Annotated in this window: 24 protein-coding genes and 1 pseudogene; 3 read left to right on the top strand and 22 right to left on the bottom strand. The window is 74.2% G+C overall.

The features are described from left to right. The 18 genes and pseudogenes from fmt to LN652_RS01675 all read right to left on the bottom strand — a co-directional run bounded on the left by fmt (position 1) and on the right by LN652_RS01675 (position 20,497). Entirely contained in the window at positions 1–933 is a 933-nt protein-coding gene (gene fmt, locus LN652_RS01755; protein ID WP_230443000.1) for a methionyl-tRNA formyltransferase, read from the bottom strand. 13 nt (positions 934–946) lie between these two features. After that, complete coding sequence (def, locus tag LN652_RS01750; protein ID WP_230442999.1) at positions 947–1,492, bottom strand: peptide deformylase; 546 nt, start codon at positions 1,490–1,492, stop codon at positions 947–949. An 88-nt stretch (positions 1,493–1,580) separates the two neighbouring features. Then, positions 1,581–3,593, bottom strand: coding sequence for a primosomal protein N' (locus LN652_RS01745; protein WP_230442998.1), 2,013 nt, complete (start codon positions 3,591–3,593; stop codon positions 1,581–1,583). Positions 3,594–3,648: 55 nt separating this feature from the next. After that, on the bottom strand, positions 3,649–6,225 hold the full coding sequence (locus LN652_RS01740; RefSeq protein ID WP_230442997.1) for a M4 family metallopeptidase: 2,577 nt from the start codon (positions 6,223–6,225) through the stop codon (positions 3,649–3,651). 161 nt (positions 6,226–6,386) lie between these two features. Continuing rightward, positions 6,387–7,589 (bottom strand): methionine adenosyltransferase, encoded by a 1,203-nt coding sequence (gene metK / locus LN652_RS01735; RefSeq protein WP_230442996.1) that lies wholly within the window; start codon positions 7,587–7,589, stop codon positions 6,387–6,389. Between the two features lie 72 nt (positions 7,590–7,661). Beyond that, positions 7,662–8,897 carry a bifunctional phosphopantothenoylcysteine decarboxylase/phosphopantothenate--cysteine ligase CoaBC gene (gene coaBC, locus LN652_RS01730; protein WP_230442995.1) on the bottom strand — a complete coding sequence of 412 codons (1,236 nt, stop codon included), beginning with the start codon at positions 8,895–8,897 and terminating at the stop codon, positions 7,662–7,664. 13 nt (positions 8,898–8,910) lie between these two features. After that, complete coding sequence (rpoZ, locus tag LN652_RS01725; RefSeq protein ID WP_207085295.1) at positions 8,911–9,225, bottom strand: DNA-directed RNA polymerase subunit omega; 315 nt, start codon at positions 9,223–9,225, stop codon at positions 8,911–8,913. Between the two features lie 28 nt (positions 9,226–9,253). After that, complete coding sequence (gene gmk, locus LN652_RS01720; protein ID WP_230442994.1) at positions 9,254–9,853, bottom strand: guanylate kinase; 600 nt, start codon at positions 9,851–9,853, stop codon at positions 9,254–9,256. After that, positions 9,850–10,173, bottom strand: a complete 324-nt coding sequence (gene mihF / locus LN652_RS01715; RefSeq protein ID WP_230442993.1) for an integration host factor, actinobacterial type — start codon at positions 10,171–10,173, stop codon at positions 9,850–9,852. The genes gmk and mihF overlap by 4 nt, the downstream gene beginning before the upstream one ends. 125 nt (positions 10,174–10,298) lie before the next feature. Then, a complete protein-coding gene (locus tag LN652_RS01710; RefSeq protein WP_230442992.1) occupies positions 10,299–10,742 on the bottom strand; it encodes a hypothetical protein in 444 nt (147 codons plus the stop codon). Further along, complete coding sequence (gene pyrF / locus LN652_RS01705) at positions 10,739–11,563, bottom strand: orotidine-5'-phosphate decarboxylase (RefSeq protein WP_230442991.1); 825 nt, start codon at positions 11,561–11,563, stop codon at positions 10,739–10,741. Before pyrF ends, LN652_RS01710 begins: the two co-directional genes overlap by 4 nt. Continuing rightward, a complete protein-coding gene (locus tag LN652_RS22095) occupies positions 11,560–11,787 on the bottom strand; it encodes a hypothetical protein (protein ID WP_407941515.1) in 228 nt (75 codons plus the stop codon). Before LN652_RS22095 ends, pyrF begins: the two co-directional genes overlap by 4 nt. A 128-nt stretch (positions 11,788–11,915) precedes the next feature. Further along, positions 11,916–12,374, bottom strand: a pseudogene (locus LN652_RS22090) (hypothetical protein); the annotation flags it as partial. A gap of 23 nt (positions 12,375–12,397) precedes the next feature. Next, a complete protein-coding gene (locus LN652_RS01695) occupies positions 12,398–13,237 on the bottom strand; it encodes an iron-sulfur cluster-binding protein (protein WP_230442989.1) in 840 nt (279 codons plus the stop codon). Next, positions 13,230–14,282: a quinone-dependent dihydroorotate dehydrogenase gene (locus tag LN652_RS01690; RefSeq protein ID WP_230442988.1), complete on the bottom strand. Its 1,053-nt coding sequence runs from the start codon at positions 14,280–14,282 to the stop codon at positions 13,230–13,232. Before LN652_RS01690 ends, LN652_RS01695 begins: the two co-directional genes overlap by 8 nt. After that, a complete protein-coding gene (gene carB / locus LN652_RS01685) occupies positions 14,279–17,617 on the bottom strand; it encodes a carbamoyl-phosphate synthase large subunit (RefSeq protein WP_230442987.1) in 3,339 nt (1,112 codons plus the stop codon). The genes LN652_RS01690 and carB overlap by 4 nt, the downstream gene beginning before the upstream one ends. Then, positions 17,617–18,759 (bottom strand): glutamine-hydrolyzing carbamoyl-phosphate synthase small subunit, encoded by a 1,143-nt coding sequence (gene carA / locus LN652_RS01680; protein WP_230442986.1) that lies wholly within the window; start codon positions 18,757–18,759, stop codon positions 17,617–17,619. The genes carB and carA overlap by 1 nt, the downstream gene beginning before the upstream one ends. 88 nt (positions 18,760–18,847) lie before the next feature. Beyond that, entirely contained in the window at positions 18,848–20,497 is a 1,650-nt protein-coding gene (locus tag LN652_RS01675) for an ABC-F family ATP-binding cassette domain-containing protein (protein ID WP_230442985.1), read from the bottom strand. A 189-nt stretch (positions 20,498–20,686) separates the two neighbouring features. On the opposite strand from LN652_RS01675, the gene LN652_RS01670 reads away from it, so the two are divergent. Next, complete coding sequence (locus LN652_RS01670; RefSeq protein WP_230442984.1) at positions 20,687–21,331, top strand: DUF3060 domain-containing protein; 645 nt, start codon at positions 20,687–20,689, stop codon at positions 21,329–21,331. 62 nt (positions 21,332–21,393) lie between these two features. Next, positions 21,394–22,629, top strand: coding sequence for an acetyl-CoA hydrolase/transferase family protein (locus LN652_RS01665; protein WP_230442983.1), 1,236 nt, complete (start codon positions 21,394–21,396; stop codon positions 22,627–22,629). Between the two features lie 7 nt (positions 22,630–22,636). Here the strand turns inward: LN652_RS01665 and LN652_RS01660 are convergent, their stop codons facing one another. Then, the gene (locus tag LN652_RS01660; protein WP_230442982.1) at positions 22,637–23,047 is read right to left on the bottom strand and encodes a VOC family protein; all 411 of its coding nucleotides are present in this window, start codon (positions 23,045–23,047) and stop codon (positions 22,637–22,639) included. A gap of 32 nt (positions 23,048–23,079) precedes the next feature. Between LN652_RS01660 and LN652_RS01655 the strand changes: the two genes are divergently transcribed. Continuing rightward, positions 23,080–23,796, top strand: coding sequence for a VOC family protein (locus LN652_RS01655; RefSeq protein WP_230442981.1), 717 nt, complete (start codon positions 23,080–23,082; stop codon positions 23,794–23,796). Positions 23,797–23,859: 63 nt separating this feature from the next. Here the strand turns inward: LN652_RS01655 and LN652_RS01650 are convergent, their stop codons facing one another. From LN652_RS01650 to pyrR, 3 genes are read right to left on the bottom strand one after another with little or no spacing between them, the layout of a single operon-like run. Next, complete coding sequence (locus tag LN652_RS01650; RefSeq protein ID WP_230442980.1) at positions 23,860–25,143, bottom strand: dihydroorotase; 1,284 nt, start codon at positions 25,141–25,143, stop codon at positions 23,860–23,862. Further along, positions 25,143–26,069 carry an aspartate carbamoyltransferase catalytic subunit gene (locus LN652_RS01645; RefSeq protein ID WP_230442979.1) on the bottom strand — a complete coding sequence of 309 codons (927 nt, stop codon included), beginning with the start codon at positions 26,067–26,069 and terminating at the stop codon, positions 25,143–25,145. Before LN652_RS01645 ends, LN652_RS01650 begins: the two co-directional genes overlap by 1 nt. Further along, on the bottom strand, positions 26,066–26,632 hold the full coding sequence (gene pyrR, locus LN652_RS01640; protein ID WP_230442978.1) for a bifunctional pyr operon transcriptional regulator/uracil phosphoribosyltransferase PyrR: 567 nt from the start codon (positions 26,630–26,632) through the stop codon (positions 26,066–26,068). Before pyrR ends, LN652_RS01645 begins: the two co-directional genes overlap by 4 nt. Positions 26,633–26,769: the final 137 nt, after the last annotated feature.

The raw sequence follows: 26,769 nt of genomic DNA, 5'->3' as shown, positions 1-26,769 counted from the left end.
TCACGCCCCGTCGCCGAACCGCGCACCCGACTCCAGCCGCACGCCGCGCGCCCAGTCGGCGGCACGCATCTGCTTCTTGCCGAACGCCTTGACGTCACCGAGCTCGACGGGGGCGGTCGCGGTGCCGACGAGGACGGCGTTCTTGGTGACCTCGAGGACGCCCGGCGCGAGCGGCTCGCGGTCGACGGGCCGGACCGGGCCGAGCTTGATCCGCTCGCCGTCGAAGGTGCTCCACGCGCCCGGGGCCGGCGTGCACGCACGGACCTGCCGGTCGATCGCCACGGCCGGGTGGGTCCAGTCGACTCGGGCGTCGTCGACGAGGATCTTCGGGGCGAACGAGACGCCCTCCTCCTGCTGCTCGCGCGCCTCGAGGGTGCCGTCCTCGATGCCGTCGAGGGTCTGGACCAGCAGGCCGGCGCCGCCCTCGGCGAGGCGGGCGAGCAGGTCGCCGGCGGTGTCGTCGGGACGGACCCGCTCGGTCATCACCCCGAAGACCGGGCCGGCGTCGAGCGCCTTGACGATGCGGAACGTGCTGGCCCCGGTGACCTCGTCACCGGCCCACAGCGCGTGCTGGACGGGAGCCGCGCCCCGCCACGACGGCAGCACGGAGAAGTGCAGGTTGATCCAGCCGTGCGGCACCAGGTCGAGCGCTGACTGCGGCAGGAGGGCGCCGTAGGCCACGACCGGGCACGCGTCGGGGCGCAGGTCGGCGAGCGCCGCCTGGAAGTCCGGGTCGCGGGGGTGCTCGGGCGTGAGGACCGGTACGCCGAGCTCGGCGGCGCGCTGGGCGACCGGGCTGGCGACCAGCTTGCGGCCTCGCCCGCTCGGGGCGTCGGGACGGGTGACGACCCCGACGAGCTCGTGGCGGCTCGCCGCGATCGCGTCGAGGGCGGGGACGGCGACCTCGGGGGTGCCGGCGAAGACGACGCGCATCAGCCCTGCCTCCTCATCGGGCGAACCCGTTGGTGGCGTGGGGGCTCACCCTGATCGTCGGCCGCTCGAGGCCGAACCACTCGGACTCGCGGATCTCCTTCATCGCCGCCTTGCGGGCTGCGGTGTCGAGCTTGTCGATGAAGAGGATGCCGTCGAGGTGGTCGGTCTCGTGCTGCATCGCCCGGGCGAGCAGGTCGGAGGCCTCGATCCGCTGCGGCTCGCCGTGCATGTCGAAGCCGGTGGCGACCACGGAGAGCGCACGCAGGCAGTCGTAGGTGAGCTCGGGCAGCGACAGGCACCCCTCGGCACCGTCCTGGGTCTCGTCGGAGAGCTCCAGCGACGGGTTGACGAGGTGGCCGACCTCCCCGTGGACGTTCCAGGTGAACACGCGCAGGCCGACGCCGATCTGCGGGGCGGCGAGCCCGGCGCCGGGCGCCGCGAGCATGGTGTCCGTCAGGTCGGTCACCAGCTGGCGGACCTCCTTGTCGAAGTCGTCGACCTCGACCGCGCGCTGGCGCAGGACGGGATCGCCGAAGAGACGGATGGGCTGGACGGCCACGGAGCTCCTTGTGATCGCTGGGGGTGGGCGGTGCACGAACGCCCCAGTCTAGGGAAGGGCCGGACGCCCACCCAGACGGGCGGTCGGGTCAGATCGTCAGCGGGTCGACCTGGACGCGCACGGGGTCGAGCTTGCGCGCCGACCGGAGCCGCTGGAGGTCGCCGAGCGCACGGGAGAGCTCCGGGCCGCGCGACCACGGCACCCGCAGCACGACCCGGTGCTCGTCGCCCACCGGCAGCGGCACCGGCCCCAGCACCTCGGCCCCGTCGGGGAGGTCGAGCAGGTGGAGCGCGTCGTCGAGGGCGCCGAGGTCACCGGCGAGGGACGCGATCCGGGCCGCGGGCGGCAGGTGCGCCGCGGCCCGCTCCTCCGCCTCGCGCCGCGCGAACCCCGCCGGGTCCCACCGCACCAGGGCCTGGAGGACGGGGTGGGCGGGATCGCCGACGGCGACGACGTGACCTCCCGGGCGCACGAGCGCCGCCGCGTTGAGCCAGCGGCGCAGGGCCTCCTCGGTGGCGCGGAGGTCGTCGCGGGCCAGCGACAGCCACGTGTCGAGCACCACGACGGCCGCGTAGCCCTCCGCGGCGACCGGCTCGGCCCCGACGGTGGCGACGACGACGTCCGCGCGGGCGCCGACGCTCGCCAGCACCCGGTCGCCGCTCGAGCTGCGCACGGTCGTGCCGGGGAACATCCGGCCGAGCTCCTCGGCGGTGCGGGCCTCGCCACGCACCGGGGCGCGCAGCCCCCGTCCGCCGCAGGTGGGGCAGGCCCACGCCGGCTCGGTGTGGCCGCACCAGCGGCACTGCGGCGGGTCGACGGGACCCGGGACGGTGAGCGGACCGGTGCAGGCCGTGCACCGGGCCGGCGTCCGGCAGGTGTCGCAGGCGAGCGCGGCGGCGTAGCCGGCCCGCGGGGTCTGCACCAGGACCGGACCGGACTCCAGCCCGCGGCGGATCGCGTCGTAGGCGGGCCGCGGGATCCGGGTGCCGACGGCGCGGTCCTCGCCCGGGACCGCCTCGACGCGGACCCGGGTGCGCAGCACGGAGCGCGGGGTGGTCAGCTCGTGCGCCCATCCCGACGCCAGCAGGTGCTGCGCCTCCGGGGTGCGGGCGACCCCGGCGACGAGGGCGGCCGTGCCCTGCTGGTCCGCGCGGGTCAGGAGCACCTCGCGGGTGTGGGGGTACGGCGCCCGCGGCTCGGCGTGCAGGTCGTCACCGTCGTCCCACACGACGACCAGGCCGAGGTCGTGCACGGGCGCGAAGGCGGCGGACCGGGTGCCGACGACGACCCTGCGAGCCCCGCGCGCGACGGTGAGGAAGTCGCGGTGCCGCGCGGCGGGACCACCGTCGGCGGTGAGGCAGACGTGGTGTCCCTCGCCCAGCCGGGCGCGCAGCGCCGCGTCCACCCGGTCGACGTCACGCCGGTCGGGCACGCAGACCAGCGCACCGCGTCCCGCGGCGTAGGTGGCGGCGACGGCGTCGGCGAGCATGGCCGGCCAGTCGTCGGCCGGCGCCGCCGACCACACCGCCCGGGGTGCCTCGCCCGCCGCGAGCCGCCGCAGGAACGCGTCGGCGTGGGCGACGTCGCCCCACGTCGTCGCCGGTCCCGCGGTGAACGGCGGCGCCGGGACGGAAGGATCCTTCTCGGCGCGGGCGTGCCGGGGCGGGACGGCGAGGCGCAGCACGTCGGAGCGGGCACCGGCGTAGCGCCGGGCGAGCGTCTCGGTGAGGCGGACGACCTCCGGCAGCAGCACCGGCTCCGGGCCGACGACCCGGCGCAGGGGCTGGAGCCGGCCGGTGTGGTCGGTCGTCGACGCGCGCTCGACCACGAACCCGTCGACGTCCTGGCCGGCGAAGCGGACCTTGACGCGGGCGCCCGGGACGGCCGTGTCGGCCATCGTGCTCGGCACGGCGTAGTCGAAGGGCCGGTCGAGGTGGGCGAGCGCGATGTCGACCAGGACCCGGGCGACCGGGTCGGTCGAGGCGGGCTCCCACGCGGCGGCCGTGCGGCGGCGCGTCGCGGCCGCCTTGGCGCGTGCGTCGTCGACGGCGGCGCGGAGCCCCGGGAGCATGTCTGCTCCCGGGGCCTCGTGCTCGCTCATGGGCGGCATTCAACCAGCGGCCTCCGACGCTCGGTCAGGCGATCCGCCCGTCGCCTCACCGCAGGCGGAAGGTACGCCTCGCGGTGCTGCGGGCGACGGTGTCCGTCCCCTTGTAGGTGGCCTTCACCTTCACCTTGCCGGTGCCGAGCCGGGCGAGGTCCTTGCTCGTGAGCACCAGCACGGCCTTGCCCTTCCTGACCTTCACCGCGCGGGTGACCTTCTTCTTCCCGGCCCCCTTCAGCGAGAAGGCGACCTTGCCGCCGACCCGGACGGCGGCCTTCACCTTCGCGGTCACCTTGACCTTCGCGCCGGTGCTGACCTCCAGGGTGGTGCGCGACGCGGACTTCGTCACCACGGGCGGTGTCGGCGGCGTCACGACGGGCGGGACGTCGCAGGTGTAGACCGAGATGTCGTCGAGCCACCAGCCGATGTAGCCGACCGTGGCGTCGCCCCGCGTGGTGAACACCGGCTTCACGGTCGCTCCGGCGAAGGACGACAGGTCGAGCTGGCTGGCGTTCCACCCGAAGCTGTCACCGGCGAACGCGGCCCTGCCGGCCCACGGGTTGGTGGTCCCCGGGTAGGGCTGCAGCACCTGCCGCGGCCCGTTGGTCCACGGCAGCCCCGCGGTGTCGACCGGGCCGGCGCCTGCGTCGACCTCGACCGTGCCGCCGTCGATGTAGAACGGGGTGACGTCGTCGTACCACTCGAAGAGGCGCCAGCTCTGGAAGTGCAGGTACGACTGCTGCCCGGCCGGGAGCGCGATGCCGCTGGTGGCGGTCAGCGCCGCGGAGGCGGGGTCGCCGAACGACGGGTCGGGGTTGTAGCCGAACCACGACGTCTTGCCCGAGGTGGCGTTGGTGTCCCAGTCGGCGTTGACGCCGTAGCCCCACATGCCGGGGGCGGAGGACGTGAACTTGGTGGCCGGGTCGCCGGTCTCGCTGTTGAAGAGCTCGCGCAGCGTCGTCCCGGTCGGGCACGCCTTCACCGCGTCCGCGGGCTGCGGCGCGTTGACGGGTGTCGTGCGCAGCTCGGTGGCGGCCACGGCCTTGCGGACGTTGTCGCAGTCGGCGGCAGTGAAGCCGGCGGTGCCGCTGGCGGCGAAGTCGGCGCAGCCCTGCTCGAGGACGGCCGCCAGGTTGGCGTAGTCGCTGCCCGAGGTGAGTCGCGTGATGGCGTCGAAGTAGAGCATGCCGGTCTTGGTCAGGGCGGTGTCCGCGCCGTCGATGCCGACGATGGTCTGGCCGTTGAAGGTGCCGCCCTGGGAGATCAGGTACGCCGTCTTGTTGCCGACGCCGCTGTTGAAGTGGACGCCGCCGTTGTCGCCGTACCCGGTGTCGGCGAACCAGTTCGGGCTGCCGGTGCGGTCGGGGTCGCCGAACGCGGGCGGGTTCGACATGTTGCGGATCGCGCCGATCGGGAGGTCCTCGCCGAGCTCCCACGCGGAGTCCGCGGGCTCGAGCCCGGCGCGGTGGTCGATGACCTCGCCCATGATGTCGGCGATCGACTCGTTCATCGCGCCGCTCTGGCCCCAGTAGAAGAGCTCGGAGTACTGGTCGATGACGCCGTGGGTCATCTCGTGGCCCACCACGTCGTCGGCCACCGCGTAGCTGTCGCCGTAGAACATCTGGGTGCCGTTCCAGAACGCGTTGGCATACGGGCAGGAGCCCGTCGGCTGGCAGAAGCGCACCGTGGAGGCGAGCTTCTTGACGCCACCGACGTCGACGCCGAGCTTCTGGGTCAGGTCGATCCCGGCGAGCTGCTGGTAGGCGGTCGAGACCGAGCCGGCGTGGTCGTAGGCCGCGTCGACGTCGATGTTGCCGGTGTCGGGCTCGCCCTCGGTGCGGGCGAACATCGACGTGCAGGGAGTCGCGGCCCCCGGCGCGTTCGCCCGGTCGCACACGACCCGGTCGAGGTGCTCGATCTGGTCGAGGTCGAGCACGACGCGGCCGGAGCGGTCGTCGACCAGCACCAGCCGACGCACGGCCTGGCCGTCACCGACCTCGAACCGCCACACGCCGCGGGCGCTCCCCCGGCTGCCGAACACCGCCGGGTCCCACACGGCGCGGCCCTGGGCGGTGACGTCCAGCCCGGTGGTGCGGGCGGACCGTGAGCCCCTCCGCAGCGCGGTCGCCCGGGCGTCGGCCGCGTCGACGGTGGCGGCGGGGAGGCTGCGGGTCGTCGACAGCGTGGCGAGCATCGAGCCGAGCTGGTGGTCCGGACGCAGGCCGACGACGACCTGGCCGCCGATCACCGGAGCGCCGTCGACCTCCTGCTGGAAGCGCACCGCCTCCTGGCCCGACGGCGTGGCCGTCGTCGTGGTGGCACTGAGCTCCGAGCCGCGGGTGAGGCCCAGCACCGAGCCGTAGCGGCCCAGGTGGGCGCGTGCCGCGGCCGTCGCCGACTCCGCGCCGGTCACGGCCGGGTTGACGACGCTGCCGCCACCGGTGGTGCCGACGAAGTCGACGACCCCCTGCGGGTCACGCTCGAGCCGCAGCCCCGACGACGCGTCCTGCCGCAGCAGCGACGCCCCGTCGTCTCCCGGGGCGGCCTGCGCGCCCGACCAGGCGAGCTGTCCGCCCACCAGCACCGCGGCCACGCCCAGCGCGGCCGTCCGCTTCCTGAAGGTCCTCATCCGGGTCTCCGCCCTGTCGTGCGCCAGACCCCCCGTTGCGCCACGGAAGCGTAGGACTGCCGGCCGGGCCGCCACGAGGGGTTCGCACGGATTTACCCCGGAACGAGCAGGACCCCCGCCGGGGCGGGGGTCCTGTCGGTGGTGCGGTCGTGCGGGTGGCCTCAGATGCCGGCCGCGGCCTTCAGCTTGTCGGCCCGGTCGGTGCTCTCCCACGTGAAGTCGGGGAGCTCGCGGCCGAAGTGGCCGTACGCCGAGGTCTGGGCGTAGATCGGGCGGAGCAGGTCGAGGTCGCGGATGATCGCGGCGGGGCGCAGGTCGAAGACGTCGAGCACCGCCTCCTGGATCTTCTCGTCGGCCACGACGCCGGTGCCGAAGGTCTCGATGAACACGCCGACCGGGGCGGCCTTGCCGATCGCGTAGGCGACCTGCGCCTCGCAGCGTCGGGCGAGCCCGGCCGCGACGACGTTCTTGGCGACCCAGCGCATCGCGTAGGCCGCGGACCGGTCCACCTTCGACGGGTCCTTGCCGGAGAACGCGCCGCCACCGTGGCGGGCCATGCCGCCATAGGTGTCGACGATGATCTTGCGGCCGGTCAGGCCGGCGTCGCCCATCGGACCGCCGATGACGAAGGTGCCGGTCGGGTTGACCAGCATCCGGTAGCCCTCGGACGGGATGTCGAACGCGGACAGCACCGGGTCGATGACGTGCCGCTGGACGTCGGCCTCGAGCGCGGCGTGCTCGATGCCCGGGTCGTGCTGGGTCGACAGCACGACGGTGTCGACGCGCAGCGGGCGGTCGTCCTCGTCGTACTCGATGGTGACCTGGGTCTTGCCGTCGGGGCGGAGGTAGTCGAGCGTGCCGTCCTTGCGGACCTCGGTGAGGCGCTGGGCGAGGCGCTGCGCGATGGTGATCGGCAGCGGCATCAGCTCGGGGGTGTCGTCGCAGGCGTAGCCGAACATCAGGCCCTGGTCGCCCGCGCCACGGCGGTCGAGCTCGTCCTCGCTGGAGCCCACGCGCGACTCGTGGCCCGCGTCGACGCCGGCCGCGATGTCGGTGGACTGCGCGCCGATCGCGACCTGCACGCCGCAGGTGGTGCCGTCGAAGCCCTTGTCGGAGGAGTCGTAGCCGATCTCCAGGATCGCCTTGCGCACGATGTCGGCCACCGGGGCGTAGGCGGTCGTGCGGACCTCGCCGGCCACGACCACCAGGCCGGTGGTCAGCAGCGTCTCGACGGCCACGCGGAGGTTGGCGCGGTCGGGGTCCTCGGCCATCAGGTGGTCGAGCACCGAGTCGCTGATGCGGTCGGCGATCTTGTCGGGGTGCCCCTCGGTCACCGACTCGGAGGTGAACAGGCGTCCAGCCACGTTGGATCTCGATTCTCGTGTGGATCAGTTGACTTCAAATCTACCCGGTGCCCGGCATCCGGGACGCCCGTCTCAGTCGGCGACGCGCCGCACGACCTCGTCCCAGATGACGTGGGCGAGGGTGGTCTTGCTGCCGCGGGGCACCTCGACCTCGGCGCCGTCGGCGGCGAGGATCACGGCCTCGTTGTCGGCGCTGCCGAAGACCGCTCCCCCGCTGACGTCGTTGACGACCAGCAGGTCGCAGCCCTTGCGGGCCAGCTTGGCGCGCCCCAGCTCGAGCACCGAGCCGGTGTCGTCACCGGTCTCGGCGGCGAAGCCGACGATCACGGCGCCGGGGCGGGCGCGGTCGTGGGAGATCTCGGCGAGCACGTCCGGGTTCTGGGCCAGCTCGATGTGCGGGGCCGACCCGTCGGCGGCCTTCTTGATCTTGGCGTCGCTGACCGCGGTGGGACGGAAGTCGGCCGGGGCGGCGGCCATCACGACCGCGTCGGCGGTCGCGGTCGCCGCCAGGACGGCCTCGCGCAGGTCGGCGGTGGTCTCGACCCGCACCACGCTGACGCCGGCCGGGTCGGGCAGCGAGACGTTGGCGCTGACCAGCGTGACGTGGGCGCCCCGCGCGGCCGCGGCGCGGGCCAGCGCGTGCCCTTGGCGGCCGGAGGACCGGTTGCCGAGGAAGCGCACGGGGTCGAGGTACTCGCGGGTGCCGCCGGCGGACACCACGACCTTGCGGCCGGCGAGGTCCTGCGGCGCGCCGTGTCCGCGCTCGAGCACGCCCAGCGCCAGCTCGAAGATCTCGGCCGGGTCGGGCAGGCGACCCTTGCCGGTGTCGGCGCCGGTGAGCCGGCCCTCGGCGGGCTCCACCACGACGGCGCCGCGGGCCCGCAGCGTGGCGACGTTGGCCTGGGTGGCGGGGTGCTCCCACATCTCGGTGTGCATCGCCGGGGCGAACACCACCGGGCAGCGGGCGGTGAGCAGCGTGTTGGTGAGCAGGTCGTCGGCCAGCCCGTGGGCCGCCCGGGCGAGCAGGTCGGCCGTCGCCGGGGCGACGACCACGAGGTCGGCCTGCTGGCCGATGCGCACGTGCGGCACCTCGTGGACGCCGTCCCACACGTCGGTGGCGACGGGTTTGCCGGACAGCGCGGCCCACGTCGGGGCGCCGACGAACTCCAGCGCCGCGGCGGTGGGCACGACGGTGACGTCGTGGCCGGACTCGGTGAAGCGTCGCAGCAGCTCGCAGGCCTTGTAGGCCGCGATACCGCCGGCGACCCCCAGGACGACCCTCGGCGCGGGACGCGCCTCCTGGCTCATCGCCTGGCCCGCGTCACTCCGTGGCGTCGCCGGCGGCGGCAGCCTCGGCAGCAGCGGCCTCGGCGGCGGGGTCGATGTCCTCGCAGGTCAGGAGGTCGTCGTTGATCTCGCGCAGGGCGATCGAGAGCGGCTTCTCCTGCACGTGGGTGTCGACGAGCGGGCCGACGTACTCCAGCAGGCCCTCGCCGAGCTGGGAGTAGTACGCGTTGATCTGGCGAGCCCGCTGGGCGCTGTAGAGCACCAGCTTGTACTTGCTGTCGGTCTTGGTGAGCAGGTCGTCGATCGAGGGGTTGGTCACGCCCTCGGCGGCGATGGTGGGAGAAGCCACGGTGTGGGTGCCTCGCTAGTCGTGTTCGTCAGGGGGTGGGCGGAACGGGTCCGACCATCAAGGCTACCAACTCGTCGGCGGCAGCGTGAACTTCGTGGTTGACGATGGTCACGTCGAACTCGGGCTCGGCGGCGAGCTCCTCGCGCGCGGTCTCGAGGCGCCGCTCCCGCTCGGCCTCGGTCTCGGTGCCGCGACCGACCAGGCGGCGTACGAGCTCGTCCCACGACGGCGGCTTGAGGAACACGAACAGCGCCTCGGGCATGGTCTCGCGCACCTGGCGGGCACCCTGCAGGTCGATCTCGAGCATCGCCGGGTGCCCGGAGGCCAGCGCGAGGTCGACGGGCCCGCGCGGGGTGCCGTAGCGCGCGGCCTTGTGGACGACGGCCCACTCGAGGAGGTCGCCCTTGTCGACCATGGCGTCGAACTCCTCGTCGGAGACGAACCAGTAGTGGACGCCGTTCTCCTCGCCGGGGCGCGGGGCGCGGGTGGTGGCGGAGACCGAGATCCAGACCTCGGGGTGGGTCTCGCGCACGGCGGCGGCGACGGTGCCCTTGCCGACGGCGGTGGGCCCGGCGAGCACGATCAGCCGTGAGCGACCCGGGGCGGTGCCTGCTGCGGGTCCGGTCACGACGCGTCGGGGCCGAACTCGCGCTCGAGCGCAGCGATCTGCTTGACCCCGAGCCCGCGGACGCGGCGGCTCTCGGCGATGTTGAGGCGCTCCATGACCTGGCGCGCGCGCACCCGGCCCAGGCCGGGGACCGACTGGAGCAGCTCGACGACGCGCATCTTGCCGATGACCTCGTTGGTCTGGCCCTCGGCGAGGACGTCGAGGATCGAGCCCCCGGAGTTCTTCAGGCGGTTCTTGACCTCGGCGCGCTCACGGCGCGAGGCCGCAGCCTTGTCGAGGGCTGCCTGGCGCTGCTCGGGCGTCAGAGGGGGCAAGGCCACGAAAGCTGTCCTTCTCGGAGGGGGCGGCGGGTGCGGGTCAATCTAGTCAGGTCCGGCGGAGGCAGGCAATCGAGCCGCCGCCCGGCCCCCGACGAGGTGATCTTCACCATGCGGGTGCCGTCCGGTCAGCGGGCGAGCGGGGTCCCGCAGACGTCGAGGGCGTGCTGCTCCACGGCCGCCATCGCGGTGACGGTGCGCTCGGACCCCACCTCGCGGGCGGCGGCCTCGATGTCGCGCCGCACGGTCGCGTCTAGCCCGGCCGGCGGGTCCTCGGCGGAGTACGACGAGGGGTCCACGTCGTGCTCGGCGAGGACGTCGTCCAGGCCGTGCAGCGGCGTCACCACCGCCTCCCAGTCGTCGGCGACGTCGCGGGGCGCCCGGTCCGCGAGGTCGTCGTAGGCGTCGAGCGCGTCGAGGAGGGCACCCGCGTCGTCGGAGGCCGCGACCTCGGTGAGGTCGGCCTGGTGCGCGCGCACGGCGTCGCAGTAGTCGGCCTGCGGGTCGTCCGAGCAGGCCCCGGCGGCCAGCGGGAGCGCGAGGGCGGCGAGGAGCAGGCGGACCGGTGTCACGCCCCCAACCCTCGCACGGCGTCGTTGCCGCGCAGCGCGGCCTCGCGCAGGGCCGTGACGTCGGGCCCGGCGCGCAGCACCTCGCGGCTCGAGCTCGGCAGCGCCCACCGCGCGGCCCGCCCGAGGATCCGCTCGAGGTCGGCCACGGTGCCGCCCTGGGCGCCGTAGCCGGGGACCAGCAGCGGGCCGTTGACGTCGAGGTCCTCCCCCGTCTCCCCGATGGTCGCGCCGACCACCGCACCGAAGGACCCCACCGGCTCGACGCCGGCGTTGAGGTCGCGCAGGTGCCGCAGCACGGTGCCTGCGACCGTGCCGTCGGCCGTCCGGGCGTGCTGCACCTCCGGCCCTTCCTCGTTGGAGGTGAGCGCGAGCACGAAGAGCCCGGCGCCGTGGCGGCGGCACGACTCGACCATCGGGTCGAGGGAGCCGAACCCGAGGTAGGGGCTGGCGGTGATCGCGTCGCACGCCAGAGGTGAGGTCGGGTGGAGGTAGGCGTCGGCGTAGGCCTGGCTGGTGGAGCCGATGTCGCCGCGCTTGACGTCGAGCAGCACGAGCGCGCCGGCGGCGCGCGACTCCGCGACCACCCGCTCCAGCACGGCGACGCCCCGGCTGCCGAAGCGCTCGTAGAAGGCGCTCTGCGGCTTGACCACCCCGACCACGGGAGCGACCGCCTCGACGACCGTCAGCGCGAACCGCTCGAGCGACGCCACGTCGTCACCGAGGCCCCACTCGTGGAGCAGCGCGGCGTGCGGGTCGATGCCGACGCAGAACCGGCCACGCTCCTCGATCGCGTGCGCCAGCCGGGTGCCGAACGGGGTCATGCGTCCTCCTGGGGATCGAGCCGGGCTGCGAGGTCGGCCCGCAGCCGGGTCACGGTGGTGGGGTCGTGGAGCAGCGCGGAGCCGACCTGCACGGCGACGGCCCCGGCGTCGAGGTAGGTGAGCGCGGACGCCACGTCGTGCACGCCGCCGCAGGCGACGACCGGGACGTCGGGCAGGGCCCGCACGACCGCGAGCACGCACCGCAGGGCGACCGGACCGGCCATCGGGACCGCCGAGCCCGGCGGACCGGCCGTCGCAGCGCGGCCGGGACGGCGCTGCCGAGGACCACGGCGCTGGCCCCGGCCTCGTGGCACGCGCGGGCGCCCTCGACGACCCGCGAGACGTCGGGGCGGAGCTTGGCGAGGACGGGGCGGTCGGTCGGGAACTCGCGGCGCACCGCCGCCACGACGCTGGCGGCGTGGAACGGCTCGCGGGTCTCGAACACCCCGGCGGCCACGTCGTCCGGCGAGCCGAGGTGGACCTCGAGTCCCGCCACGCCGGGGGCACGGGAGAGCCGGCGGGCGAGGTCGGCGTACTCCCCCATCGTGGAGCCGGCGATCGACACGACGACCTCGACACCGGCGCGCACCAGCCACGGCAGCTCGGTGGCGAGGAAGTGCTTGAGGCCGGGGTTGGGGAGGCGGACGTCGTGGAGCAGGCCGCCGGGGACCTCCACCACGCGGGGGTCGGTGGCGGCGGGACGCGGGTCGAGGGTGAGCGACCGGGTCACGAGGGGCAGGCCGGCCAGGCCGTCGGGGCCCGCGTAAGCGGCGAGCTCGCGGCCGGTGCCGCCGCAGCCCGCAGCGACCATGACCGGTCCCCGGATCCCGGTGCTCATCGGGGCCCCGGGGTGGTCAGGGCCGCCCAGCGGACGCGGTCGCCGCGGACCACCGGGCCCTCCGTGCAGGCACGGACGACGCGGTCCACGGAGTCCTCCCCGACGACCGGCAGCGGGCAGCCGTGGCACAGGCCCGTCCCGCAGGGCGTGGCGACCTCGACGGCGACCTGGCTCCAGGCGCCGTGCCGCTCGGCCGCCGCCGCGACGGCGTGCAGCACCGGGGCCGGGCCGGCGGCGTAGACGACGTCGACGTCGCGGGCCACCAGCTCGTCGACGTGGTCGGCGACCGACCCGCGACGCCCGACCGACCCGTCGGCGGTGAGCACGGTGACCGACCGGGCGGAGCGACGCGCCTCCAGCGCCGACAGCAGGCGGGCCTCGTCGGGCGCGGACACGACGAGCGAGACCGCGCAGCCGCGCTCGCGGAGCCGCTCGGCGAGCGGGAACATCGGCGCCGCGGCGTAGCCCTCACCGACGAGCAGGCAGGCCACCGGGTCCTTGGGCAGCGCGAACGCCCGGCCGAGCGGGCCGGTGAGGGTGACCGGGGTGCCGACGGGCTGGGTGGCCAGCCAGGTGGTGCCGGGGCCGGTGGGCTCGACGACCACGTCGAGGGTGGGGCCGTACGCGCTGGAGGCCCGCACGCGGTGCACCCACAGCGCACGGCGTGCGGTGTGCCCGGGCACGCTCACGGCGACGAAGGTGCCGGCGCGGAACCGCTCGGGCACGCCGGGGGCGGCGAGCGTGAGGTGGCGGTAGGCGCCGACCCGCTTGGTGGCGACCACCTCCCCCACGACGTGAACGGGCTCGTGCGGCCCGGCCGCCACCCGGTCAGCCACCCGCGACCAGCCCCCGCACGATGCGGCGGGCCCACAGCGGGCCCTCGTAGACGAAGCCGGTGTAGCCCTGCAGCAGGTCGGCGCCCGCGGCCAGCCGGCGCCGGGCGTCGTCGACGGTGGTGATGCCCCCGACGCCCACCAGCGTCAGGTCGGGGCCGACCCGGTCGCGCAGCATCCGCACGACCTGCTCCGACCGGGCGGTCAGCGGTCGGCCGCTGAGACCGCCGGCGCCGACCCGCTCGACCTCCTCGGCTGCCGTGGCGAGGCCGTCGCGGCCGATGGTCGTGTTGGTGGCGATGACGCCGTCCAGGCCGGAGGCGACCGCGAGGTCGGCGACCGCGAGGACGTCGTCGTCGCTGAGGTCCGGGGCGATCTTCACCAGCAGCGGGACGCGGTGGTCCGGGCGCACCTCGTCGGCGCGACGGCGCACGGCGGCCAGGAGGGGCTCGAGCTTCTCGACCGCCTGGAGGTCGCGCAGGCCGGGCGTGTTGGGCGAGGAGACGTTGACCACGAGGTAGTCGGCGTAGGGGGCCAGCAGGCCGGCCGACTTCTCGTAGTCGCGGACCGCGTCCTCCTCGGGCACGACCTTGGTCTTGCCGATGTTGACACCGAGGATCGTCGAGCCGCCGCCGCTGCGCCACGCGGCGAGGCGGCGGGCCACGACCTCCGCGCCGTCGTTGTTGAACCCCATCCGGTTGACGATGGCGTGGTCGTCGGTGAGCCGGAAGAGCCGCGGCGTGGGGTTGCCGGGCTGCGCCTCGCCGGTGACGGTCCCGATCTCGACGTGCCCGAAGCCCAGCGCCGCGAGCCCGTCGATGCCGACGGCGTTCTTGTCGAAGCCGGCGGCGAGGCCGAGCGGGTGCGGGAAGGTCAGCCCGAGCGCCCGCACCTGCGCAGGTGCGCCGACCCGGCGCTCCAGCGGCGCGCCGACGAGCCGGCTCGTCACCGGCGCGGCCGCCCGGATGGCCCGGAAGGCGGCGTGGTGGATCCGCTCGGGGTCGACCCGGGTGAGGGCCCGCTCGAAGAGGACGTCGTAGGGCCTCACGCCGGGGTCGTCCCGCCGTTCGCCGCGGCGCCGAGCGCCGCCCAGTCCTGCAGCGAGCGCACGCCGATGTCGCCGCGCCGCATCGCCTCCAGGCCCTGCACGGCGGCGCCGAGGCCCTGGATCGTCGTGATGCAGGGGATGTCGGTGAGCACCGCGGCCGTACGGATCTCGTAGCCGTCGGCGCGCGGCGAGCCGCCGCTGGTGGCGCCGTGCGGCGTGTTGATCACCAGGTCGACCTCGCGGTCGAGGATCTTGCCGACGATCGTCTTCTCGCCGTCGGGACCCTCGCCCTCGGACTGCTTGCGCACGACCGTGGCCTGCACGCCGTTGCGGCGCAGCACCTCGGCCGTACCGGCGGTGGCGAGGATCTCGAAGCCCATGTCGGCGATCTGCTTGACCGGGAAGACCATGTGCCGCTTGTCGCGGTTGGCGACCGACACGAAGACCCGCCCCGACAGCGGCAGCGAGCCGTAGGCCGCGGCCTGCGCCTTGGCGAACGCCGTGCCGAACACGGCGTCGAAGCCCATCACCTCGCCGGTCGAGCGCATCTCGGGACCGAGCAGCGCGTCGACGGTGCGGCCGTCGGCGGTCTTGAACCGGTCGAACGGCATGACCGCCTCCTTGACCGCGATCGGCGAGCCGTCGGGCAGGTGGCCGCCGTCGCCCACCGCGGGCAGCACCCCGGCCACCCGCAGGTCGGCGATCGACTCGCCGAGCATCACCCGGGCGGCCGCCTTGGCCAGCGGCGTCGCGGTGGCCTTCGAGACGAACGGGACCGTGCGCGAGGCGCGCGGGTTGGCCTCGAGGACGTAGAGCACGTCGGAGGCCAGCGCGAACTGGATGTTGAGCAGGCCCCGCACGTCCAGGCCCCGGGCGATCGCCTCGGTGGAGCGGCGGATCCGGTCGATCTCCTCGCGCCCGAGCGTGATCGGCGGCAGCGCGCACGACGAGTCGCCCGAGTGGATGCCGGCCTCCTCGATGTGCTCCATCACGCCGCCGAGGAAGAGCTCCTCGCCGTCGAAGAGGGCGTCGACGTCGATCTCGACGGCGTCGTCGAGGAAGCGGTCGACCAGCACCGGCTGGCGCTCGTTGATCAGCCCGTTGGCGACGTACTTCTCCAGGTAGGCCTCCAGCGCGGCGTCGTCGTAGACGATCTCCATGCCGCGCCCGCCGAGGACGTAGGACGGCCGGACCAGGACCGGGTAGCCGATCTCGTGGGCGATCCGCTGCGCCTGGGGGTACGACGTCGCGGTGCCGTGCTTGGGCGCCGGCAGGCCGGCGTCGGCCAGCACGCGGCCGAAGGCGCCGCGCTCCTCGGCGAGGTGGATCGCCTCCGGGGTGGTGCCGACGATCGGCACACCGGCGTCGGCGAGGCCCTGCGCGAGGCCGAGCGGCGTCTGCCCGCCGAGCTGGCACACGACGCCGGCGACCGGGCCGGCCTGCTGCTCGGCGTGGACGATCTCGAGGACGTCCTCCAGCGTGAGCGGCTCGAAGTAGAGCCGGTCGGAGGTGTCGTAGTCGGTGCTCACCGTCTCGGGGTTGCAGTTGACCATGATCGTCTCGTAGCCGGCCTCGGCGAGCGCGAGCGAGGCGTGGACGCACGAGTAGTCGAACTCGATGCCCTGGCCGATCCGGTTGGGCCCGGAGCCGAGGATGATCACGGCCTCCTTGCCCTCCGCGCGCGGCTGCACCTCGGTCTCCTCGTCGTAGGAGGAGTAGTGGTAGGGCGTGCGCGCGGCGAACTCGGCTGCGCAGGTGTCGACGGTCTTGAAGACCGGGCGGATCCCGAGGGCGTGGCGCACGCCGCGGATCACGTCGGCGCTCAAGCCCCGGATCTTGCCGATCTGCTCGTCGGAGAAGCCGTGGCGCTTGGCCAGGCGGAGCAGGTCGGGGGTGAGCTCGGTGGCGTCGATGAGCTGGACCGCGACCTCGTTGATCAGCGCGAGCTGGTCGACGAACCACGGGTCGATCTTCGTCGCCTCGAAGATCTCCTCGGGCGTCGCGCCGGCGCGGATCGCGTCCATGACCTTCTTGAGGCGCCCGTCGTGGGGGACCCGGATCTCCTCGAGCAGCGACGCCTTGTCGAGCTCGACGAACTCCTTGTGCCAGTCGAAGGGCGCGTGCTTGCTCTCCAGCGAGCGCAGCGACTTCTGCAGCGCCTCGGTGAAGTTGCGGCCGATGGCCATCGCCTCGCCGACCGACTTCATGTGCGTGGTGAGCGTCGGGTCGGCCTCGGGGAACTTCTCGAAGGCGAACCGCGGCACCTTGACCACGACGTAGTCGAGGGTGGGCTCGAACGAGGCCGGGGTCTCCTCGGTGATGTCGTTCTGGATCTCGTCGAGGGTGTAGCCGATGGCGACCTTCGCCGCGATCTTGGCGATCGGGAAGCCGGTGGCCTTCGAGGCCAGCGCGGAGGAGCGGGACACGCGGGGGTTCATCTCGATGACGATGAGCCGTCCGTCGGCCGGGTTGACGGCGTACTGGATGTTGCAGCCGCCCGTGTCGACGCCGACCGCTCGGATGATGGCGATCGCGAGGTCGCGCATCTTCTGGTACTCGCGGTCGGTGAGGGTGAGGGCCGGCGCGACGGTGATCGAGTCGCCCGTGTGGACGCCCATCGGGTCGAGGTTCTCGATGGAGCAGACGATCACGCTGTTGTCGGCGCGGTCGCGCATCACCTCGAGCTCGTACTCCTTCCAGCCGAGGATCGACTCCTCGAGGAGCACCTCGGTCGTCGGGCTGGCCGCCAGCCCGGCGCCGCCGATGCGGCGCAGGTCGGCCTCGTCGTAGGCCATGCCGGACCCGGTGCCGCCCATCGTGAACGAGGGACGCACCACCATCGGGTAGCCGAGCTCGCCGGCCGCCGCGAGGAGGTCGTCCATCGAGTGGCAGATCACGCTGCGCGCGGACTCTCCGCCGAGCTCCTCGACGATCTTCTTGAACTGCTGGCGGTTCTCGCCGCGCTCGATGGCGTCGATGGACGCGCCGATCAGCTCGACGCCGTACTTCTCGAGGATCCCGGCCTTGTCGAGCGCCATCGCGCAGTTGAGGGCGGTCTGGCCGCCGAGGGTGGCCAGCAGCGCGTCGGGGCGCTCCTTGGCGATCACCTTCTCGACGTACTCCGGCGTGATCGGCTCGACGTAGGTCGCGTCGGCGAACTCCGGGTCGGTCATGATCGTGGCCGGGTTGGAGTTGACCAGGACGACCCGCAGGCCCTCCTGGCGCAGCACGCGGCAGGCCTGGGTGCCGGAGTAGTCGAACTCGCAGGCCTGGCCGATGATGATCGGCCCGGAGCCGATGACCAGGACGGACTGGATGTCGGTGCGCTTCGGCATCAGAGGGTGCCTCCCATCAGGTCGCAGAAGCGGTCGAAGAGGTAGGCGGCGTCGTGCGGGCCGGCCGCTGCCTCCGGGTGGTACTGCACGGAGAACGAGCGGAGCCGGCCGCCGGCGTCGCGGAGCTCGAGGCCCTCGACGACGTCGTCGTTGAGGCAGACGTGGCTGACCGTGACCTCGCCGAACTCGGTGGTCGTCGAGCCCTCCAGCGGGGCGTCGACCGCGAAGCCGTGGTTGTGCGCGGTGACCTCGACCTTGCCGGTGGTGCGGTCCATCACCGGCTGGTTGATGCCGCGGTGGCCGTACTTCAGCTTGTAGGTCCCGAAGCCGAGCGCGCGGCCGAAGAGCTGGTTGCCGAAGCAGATCCCGAAGTACGGGATGCCGGCGCGCAGCGCGTCCTGCAGCAGGGCGACCTGACCGGTGGTGGCGGCCGGGTCGCCGGGGCCGTTGGAGAAGAACAGCCCGTCGGCGCCGGTCGCGCGGACGTCGTCGAGCGTCGCGGTGGCGGGCAGCACGTGCACCTCGATGCCGCGCTCGCTCATCATCCGCGGGGTGTTGGCCTTGATGCCGAGGTCGACGGCGGCGACGGTGAACCGCTTCGTGCCGACGGCGGGCACGACGTAGGCCTCGGTCGTGCTGACCGCCTCGCTGAGGTTGGCGCCGGTCATCTCGCCGGACTCGCGCACGCGGGCCAGCAGCCGCTCGGCGTCGGTCTCGGTGGTGGAGATGCCGACCCGCATCGCGCCTCGCTCACGCAGGTGGCGGGTCAGCGCGCGGGTGTCGACGCCGCTGATCCCGACAACGCCCTGCTCGCGCAGCGAGTCGTCGAGGGTGCGGGTGCTGCGCCAGTTGCTGGGCACCCGGGCGGGGTCGCGGACGACGTAGCCGGCGACCCAGATGCGCGAGGACTCGGGGTCCTCGTCGTTCATGCCGGTGTTGCCGACGTGGGGGGCCGTCATCACGACGACCTGCCGGTGGTAGCTGGGGTCGGTCAGCGTCTCCTGGTAGCCGGACATGCCGGTGGAGAAGACCGCCTCGCCGAAGGTCTCGCCCTCGGCGCCGAAGGATTCACCGCGAAAGGTGCGCCCGTCCTCGAGGACCAGCAGTGCTGACCGGGACCGGGCAGGGGCAGGCAGAGCCATGCCGTACCTCCTTCTCCGCCTCACGGGACGGATCGTTAAAGGATGTTCGAGCCGACGGCGACACTACCAGCGCGGGCGTCCCACGGCCTCATCCGGTCCACGCCGCGAGTCCCAGCTCCGGACCCTCCCACCGCCGGCGCAACCAGCGGTCGTGCGAGGCGAGGACGATGCCGCCGGGCGCCGCCGCCAGCGCCTCCTCCAGCTCCCCTGCGAGCGCGAGGGAGACGTGGTTGGTCGGCTCGTCGAGCAGCAGCAGGTCGGGCGACGCGGCGATCGCGACGGCGAGCAGCAGGCGCCGCCGCTGGCCCACCGAGAGGCTCCGCACGGGCGTGCGGTGCTCGCGGGGGTGCAGCAGCCCGAGGTCCCGCAGGGACGGCGCCCCGGGCAGGTCGCGCACCGCGTCGTCGTACGTCGTACCCGCGGACCGCGCCGGCTCCCGCACGTCCGGGTCCTGGGTCAGCTCCCGCACGGTCCGGGCGGTGACGTCGACGCTGCCCGAGGTCGGTGCGAGCCGGCCCGACAGCACGCCGAGGAGCGTCGACTTGCCGGCGCCGTTGGCCCCGGTCACCAGCAGGTGCTCCCCCGCCGCGAGGTCGAGCCGCGGCAGTCGCAGCCGGCCGTCGACCACGACGTCGCGGGCCTGCACGAGACGACCGCTGGCGGCGGACGTCAGGTCACCGCGGAACCGCAGGGGGGCCGGGGGCTTGCGGACCTGCTGGCGCTCCACGACCTCGAGGCGCCGCTGGGCGTCCTTCTTGCGGCGCGACAGGGTCTGCTCGACCCGCGCGCCCTTGAAGCCGTAGATGTACTTGTCGCCGTCGGTCGGCCCGCGGTCGTGGGCGATCGCGCCCGTCCCGATCCGCGTGGCCGCCCGGAGGCGGGCGATCTCCTCCTGCTGCGCCTCGTAGGACTCCTCCCACCGTCGGCGGGCGTCGGCTCGCGCCCGCTCGTAGGCCGTCCAGCCACCGCCGAAGCGCCGGCCGCCGCTGCCGTCGGTGCCGAACGCTCCGGTGTCGAGGTCGACGAGGTCGGTGCACACGTCGTCGAGCAGGACGCGGTCGTGGCTGGCGAGCACGACGACGCCCGGCAGGTCGCGCAGGAAGCCGGTGAGCACCTCGATGGCGCCGTCGTCGAGGTGGTTGGTCGGCTCGTCCAGCAGCAGGCACGCCGGGCGGGTGGTCATGATCGTGGCGAGCGCGAGCCGGGTGCGCTGGCCGCCCGACAGGGTGGCGACGGGTCGGTCGGGATCGAGACCGTCCAGACCGAGCCGGGCGGCGGCCACCGTGGCGCGACGGTCCGCGTCCCACGCGTCGTGGGCGACGGCCAGGTCCAGCGCCCGCCCGTACGCCTCGGCCCCCTCCGCGGTGTCGAGGCGGGCGGCGAGCCGCTCGACGTCGGCCACGGCGGTGCGCAGCGGGGCGAGGGTGAGGGCCAGCACCTCCGCGACCGTGTCCCGGTCGCGGAAGGGCGGCTCTTGGCCGAGCAGGACAAGGTCGGTCGGCGCGTCGACGGTGCCGGCCGTGCGGGCCCGGTCGGGGAGCCGCCCGGCGACGGCGCGCAGGAGGGTGGACTTGCCGGCCCCGTTCTCGCCGACGAGCCCGATCCGGCGCCCGGGCGGGGCGAGCAGGTCGACCCCGGTGAGGACGGTGCGGTCGGGGTAGGTCACCGACAGGCCGGTGACGACGAGCGGGGCGAGCGGGGCGGAGGCGGACGCGGGGTGCGGCACGGGCGCTGGCATGCGGATCCTGACGGTCGGTGCTGGTGACTCGCCGGGCTCCGGGCGCAGCTGTGCGCCGCCGCGGTCGCGAGTCGGGTCAGTCCTGGATCCACATGGTGCGCCGAGCCTAGCCACGCCCCGCACGACGAGCCAAGGGGATTTGTCCCTCGCCGGTGTTTCGGCGGACCCGGCGCCGGGCAGGGCCGGGTCATGAGGTCCTCGACGCCCGTCCTGTCCCGCGCCGCGCTCGCGGCGGCCGCCCTGGTGGCGCCCGCCGTGCTCGGGGCGCCCGCCGCCCACGCCGAGGTGGTCCTCGACTGCGCCGGCGGCCCGGTCACCGTCGACCAGAGCGTCGAGACGGTGACCCTCACCGGCACCTGCACCGACGTGGTCGTGTCGGGCAGCAACACCGTGGTGACGTTGCCGGGCGCCACGAGCCTGACCGTCACCGGCGCCAACACCGACGTCACCGCAGCCGGCGCCGTCGGCGACCTGGAGGTGTCGGGCGGCAACAGCAGCGTCACGGCGCCCTCCGCCGGGACGGTCACGCTGGGTGAGGGCAACGACTCGGCGCGGATCTCCGGCACCGTCGGTCGGGTGCGACTGCTGGCCGGCAACACCCGCCTCGTGGCCGGTCGCACCGATGCCGTGCTGGTCCGCACGGCGAACGCCACCCTCCGGGCCGACCGCTCGACGAAGGTCGTCGTCCGCGGCGCCAACAACACGGTCCGGGCGGGCCGGCTGCCGACGCTGAGGGTCGTGGGCGCGAACAACCGGGTGACGGTCGCCACGGGCCGGACGGACGTCTCGGTCCGCGGCGCGAACAACGTGGTCCGCGTGCACCGGAAGGCCTGAGCCCGGGGGCCGAAGGTCCCGCGGAGCGCGACGCGGCTGGCGGCTGCTGGCACGCTGGACGCATGCGCGTCGTCGACCTCGACCAAGCCGTCCGTGCGGTGCGGGAGCACTGCGGTCCCCTGTCCCTGCCGCGGGTCGTGACCAGCGGCAACTTCGCCTCGCCGGTCACGCTGCTCGCTCCGGTCCTGGCCGACCTGCCGGCGGCCCGGCTGCACGCGCTCAACGCGCAGGCGGCGCTGCCGCTGCACGACGGGATCGTCCCGGAGACGACGTTCGTCGGCCCGGGCTTCCGCCGCCACCCGCGGCTGTCGTACGTGCCGTGCCGGCTGTCGATGGTGCCGCGGCTGTTCCACGGGCCGCTCGCACCGGACGTCGTCGTGGTGCACACCACGCTGCCCCGCGACGGGCACGTCTCGCTGGGGCTCGAGGTCAACGTGCTGCCCGCCGCCGTCGAGGCGGCGCGCGCCCGCGGCGCCCTCGTCGTCGCCCAGCTCAACCCCCGGATGCCGTGGACCTTCGGTGACGCCGAGCTCCCGGTCTCCGCGATCGACCTCGGCGTCGAGGTGGACGCTCCGATGACCGCGCACGTCGCCGGCACGCCGGGCGAGGACGCGCGGCTGATCGGGTCGCTCGTCGCGGCCGAGATCGGCGACGGCGCGACGCTGCAGGCCGGGATCGGCGAGGTGCCGGACGCGACGATCGCGGGCGTGCTCGAGCGGCGCGGGCTGCGGGTGTGGACCGAGATGTTCAGCGACGGCGTGCTCACCCTCGAGAAGGCCGGGGCGCTCGACCGCGGCACGCCGGTGCGGACGTCGTTCGTCTTCGGCAGCCACGAGCTCTACGACTGGGTCGACGACAACCCGCGGGTCCAGATGCTGCGCACGGAGACGACGAACGCACCGGCGGAGATCGCGCGCCAGCCCGCGATGACGTCGATCAACACCGCGCTCCAGGTCGACCTCTTCGACCAGGCCAACGCGTCGCGGATCGGGGCGCGCATCCACAGCGGCTTCGGGGGCCAGACCGACTTCACGGTCGGCGCCTCCCACTCCCCCGGCGGCCGGGCGTTCATGGCGCTGCGCAGCTGGCACCCCAAGGCCGACGTGTCGACGATCGTGCCGCTCGTCGACGAGCCGGTGACATCGTTCCAGCACAGCGCGGTCGTGACCGAGCAGGGGGTCGCGTGGATGTGGGGCCGCGACGAGCGCGAGCAGGCCCGGAACCTGATCGAGGAGGCTGCCCACCCGGCCGTCCGCGAGGACCTCTGGGAGGAGGCGCGGGCGCTCGGGATCGCCTGACGACGCGTCAGCCCACGAAGACGCAGAACACGTGGCCGGCGGGGCTGGCGTAGGCGCGCAGCGGCTCGTCCGGGTCGTCGGTCCGGTCGAACCGCGGCTCCCCGCCCAGGGCGAGGACCCGCTCGTGCGCGGCGTCGAGGTCCTCGCGCGTCGGGACGGTCGTGTCGAGGTGCGACACCGACGGGTGCCCGGGCTCGGGCCAGCGGTTCGGCTCGAGCCGCTCGACCTCCTGGATGGCGAGGCACCGGGACCCGTCCGCCCTGGTGAGGACCAGCCAGTCGGCGTCGTCCGGCCCGTCGGGCGGGACCTCGTCGCCGTCCCGGTAGGACAGGTCGAGGAGCCGCCGCCAGAACTCGGCCTCCGCCCGCACGTCGACGGCGTCGAGGACGGTGTGCTGCAACTGCGGGACGTCACCCATCCCCCGACCCTACGAGATGTCAGGATCGGTGCATGGTCCCGTGGATCCAGCTGTTCCTCGACACCCCGGCCACGCACCTCGACGAGGCGGTGACCTTCTGGAGCGCCGTCACCGGGTGGGAGCCGTCCGAGCGACGCGGCGAGGACGGGCAGTTCCTGACGCTGCTGCCGCGCTCCGGGCCGGCCTGGGTGAAGGTGCAGGCCGTCGACGGACCGGCCGGGGTGCACCTGGACCTCGACACCGACGACCGTCCGGCGGCGGTCGCGGCGGCACGCGCCCTGGGCGCCACGCACGCCTGGACCTACCACGACGTCGAGGTGATGCGGTCCCCCGGCGGCCTGACCCTCTGCCAGACGCTCGTCGACGGCCCGACCGCGCTGGCACGTGACGGCGCCACGATCCTCGACCAGGTCTGCATCGACGTCCCGCGGGCCCGCTGGGACGCCGAGGTCACCTTCTGGTCCGAGCTGACCGGGCGCTCACCCGAGGTCGGGGCGCTCCCGGAGTTCGTCCGGCTGGCCGAGGCCGACAAGCCGCGCATCCTGCTCCAGCGCACCCAGGACCCCGACGGGCCCGTCCGCGCCCACCCCGACCTGGCCACCGCCGACCGCGCCGCGGACACGCACCGGCACGAGCGGCTCGGCGCCGTCGTCCGCGACGTGCACGACTTCTGGACCGTGCTCGTCGCGCCGGGAGGCCAGGTCTACTGCCTCACCGACCGCGACCCCGCGACCGGTGGCCGCGCCTGAGCCGACCGCCCGACACGCCCGGGATGCACGTTGAGTCTCCCAGCGACTCAACCCCCAGCGCGCTCAGGCGAGCGCGCCGTCGCGGACCGTCACCCGGCCACCGAAGACGGTGTGGACGACGTGCGAGGTCAGCGTGCGGCCGTGCCACGGGTTGTTGCGCGACAGCGACGCCGAGGCGTCCCGGTCGACCGTCACCGCGGCGTCCGGGTCGACGAGCACGACGTGGGCGGGCGAGCCCGGCTCGAGCGGACGGCCCTGGTCGGCGAGGCGCGCGATCCGCGCCGGCGCCACCGACATGACCCGGGCGACGTCGGCCCACGACAGCCCGGGGAGCGCGGTGCGCACCACGCCGAGGGCGGTCTCCAGTCCGAGCATCCCGAACGCCGCGTCGACGAACGCGTGCTCCTTGTCGTGGCGCGCGTGCGGGGCGTGGTCGGTGGCCACGGCGTCGATGGTGCCGTCGGCGAGTGCCGCGCGCAGCGCCTCGACGTCCTCCTGCGGGCGCAGCGGCGGGTTGACCTTGAACGTCGGGTCGTAGCCGGCGAGCAGGTCCGTGGTGAGCAGCAGGTGGTGCGGCGTGACCTCGGCGGTCACCGACCAGGTGCCGTCCCGCTCGGCCTGGGCCTTCGCCCAGCGGAGCACCTCGACCGACCCCGCGGTCGAGACGTGGGCGACGTGCACCCGCGACCCCGTGTGCCGCGCGAGCATGACGTCGCGGGCGACGACGACCTCCTCGGCGATGCCCGGCCACCCCGGCAGCCCGAGGCGACCGGAGAGCTCGCCCTCGTGGCAGCACGCGGTCGGACCGGCGAGGGTCGGGTCCTGGGAGTGCTGGGAGACGACGCCGCCGAACGCCTTGACGTACTCCAGCGCGCGGCGCATCACCCGCGCGTCGTGGACGCACTTGCCGTCGTCGGAGAAGACCGTCACCCCGGCACGCGAGCGGTGCATCAGCCCGAGCTCGGCGAGCTCCTCGCCGGCCAGGCCGCGGGTGACCGCGCCGACGGGTTGCACGTGCACCAGCCCGGCCTCGCGCCCCAGCTCCCAGACGCGGGTGGCGGCCTCGGCCGTGTCGGTCACGGGAGTCGTGTTGGCCATCGCCAGGACCGCGGTGTAGCCCCCGAGCGCGGCGGCGCGGGAGCCGGACAGCACCGTCTCGGCGTCCTCCCGGCCGGGCTCGCGCAGATGCGTGTGGAGGTCGACCAGCCCGGGCAGCGCGACCAGGCCGTCGGCGTCGATCGTCTCGGCGCCGGCCGGCGCGGAGTCGACCAGGAGGCCGGTGTCGTCGACGTAGAGGTCGGCGGTCTTCTCCCCGAGCAGCGAGGCTCCGGTGATCACGAGGGACATCAGGCTCCTTCTCCTGCCAGCAGGTGGTACAGCACGGCCATCCGGATCGCGAGCCCGCTGGAGACCTGCTGCAGCACGACCGACTGGGCCGCGTCGGCGGCGTCGGCGGCGATCTCGAGGCCGCGGTTCATCGGGCCGGGGTGGCAGATCGGCACGTCGGGCCGCAGCCGCGAGAGCCGGTCGCGGGTCAGGCCGTAGCCGACCGTGTACTCGCGGGCGCTCGGGAAGAAGCCGCCCGACATCCGCTCGCGCTGGACCCGCAGCATCATCACGGCGTCGGCCTCGGGCAGCACCGCGTCGAGGTCGTACGACGTCTCGAAGCCCGCCGCGGCCGACCACGTCCCGACGCCGCTCGGCATCAGCGTCGGCGGGGCGACGACCGTCACCCGCGCGCCGAGCTTGGTGAGGCACTGGACGTTGGAGCGGAACACCCGGCTGTGGGTGAGGTCGCCGACGACGACCACGTGCCGGTCGCGCAGCGAGCCGAGGCGGCGCTGCAGGGTGTAGGCGTCGAGCAGTGCCTGGGTCGGGTGCTCGTGGGTGCCGTCGCCGGCGTTGACCACGCCCGCGTCGACCCACTGGCTCACCTGGAGCGCGGCCCCGCTGGCGGGGTGGCGGATGACGAGGCCGTCGACGCCCATCGCGCACACGGTGAGCACGGTGTCGCGCAGGCTCTCGCCCTTCGACGCGCTCGAGCCCTTGGCGCTGATGTTGATCACGTCGGCGGAGAGCCACTTGCCGGCGATCTCGAACGACGACCGGGTGCGGGTGGAGTCCTCGAAGAACATGTTGACGACCGTCCGGCCGCGCAGGGCGGGCAGCTTCTTCACCTCGCGCGACTGCACGTCGTGCATGTCGGCGGCGGTCGCGAAGAGGGCCTCGACCTCGTCGGTCGACAGGTCGTCGACGGAGAGCAGGTGCTTCACGAGATCGTCACCTCGTCCGTCCCGTCGACCTCGCTCAGCCGCACGCTGACCCGCTCGGCCAGGGCGCTGGGGAGGTTCTTGCCGACGTGGTCGGCGCGGATCGGCAGCTCGCGGTGGCCACGGTCGACCAGCACGGCGAGACGGACGGCGGACGGCCGCCCGAGGTCGGCGAGCGCGTCCAGCGCGGCACGGATCGTCCGCCCCGAGAACAGCACGTCGTCGACCAGCACCACGACCTTGCGGTCGATCCCGCCGGCCGGGAGCGCGGTCTTGTGCGCGCGGCGGGTGGGCTGGGAGCGCAGGTCGTCGCGGTACATCGTCACGTCGAGCTCGCCGACGGCGACGGGGGCGCCCTCGACGGCGGCGATCTTGGCGGCGATCCGCCGGGCGAGCGGCACCCCGCGGGTGTGCAGGCCGAGCAGCACGAGGTCGTTCGCGCCCTTGTTGCGCTCGAGCAGCTCGTGCGAGATGCGGGTGAGGGCCCGGGAGATGTCACGGGCGTCGAGGACGGTGCGGTCCGTCCGGGGGGACTCTCGTCCGGGTACGGCTTCGGGTGCAGGCATCTGCGCGCCGGACCTCCTTCTCCGCCTCACGGGACGGCTCGTTAAAGGATGTCGATCGGGGCCGACCCTAGCAGCCGCCGCGGTGGGGGCGACGGGAGTAGCGTGGGCAGTGGCCGGGACCCTCCGACCCGCACAGG

Origin of the sequence: Nocardioides okcheonensis, from assembly GCF_020991065.1 — a bacterium.
In the GTDB taxonomy this organism is placed as follows: domain Bacteria; phylum Actinomycetota; class Actinomycetes; order Propionibacteriales; family Nocardioidaceae; genus Nocardioides; species Nocardioides okcheonensis.
This window is presented reverse-complemented; position numbering and strand designations above follow the sequence as displayed.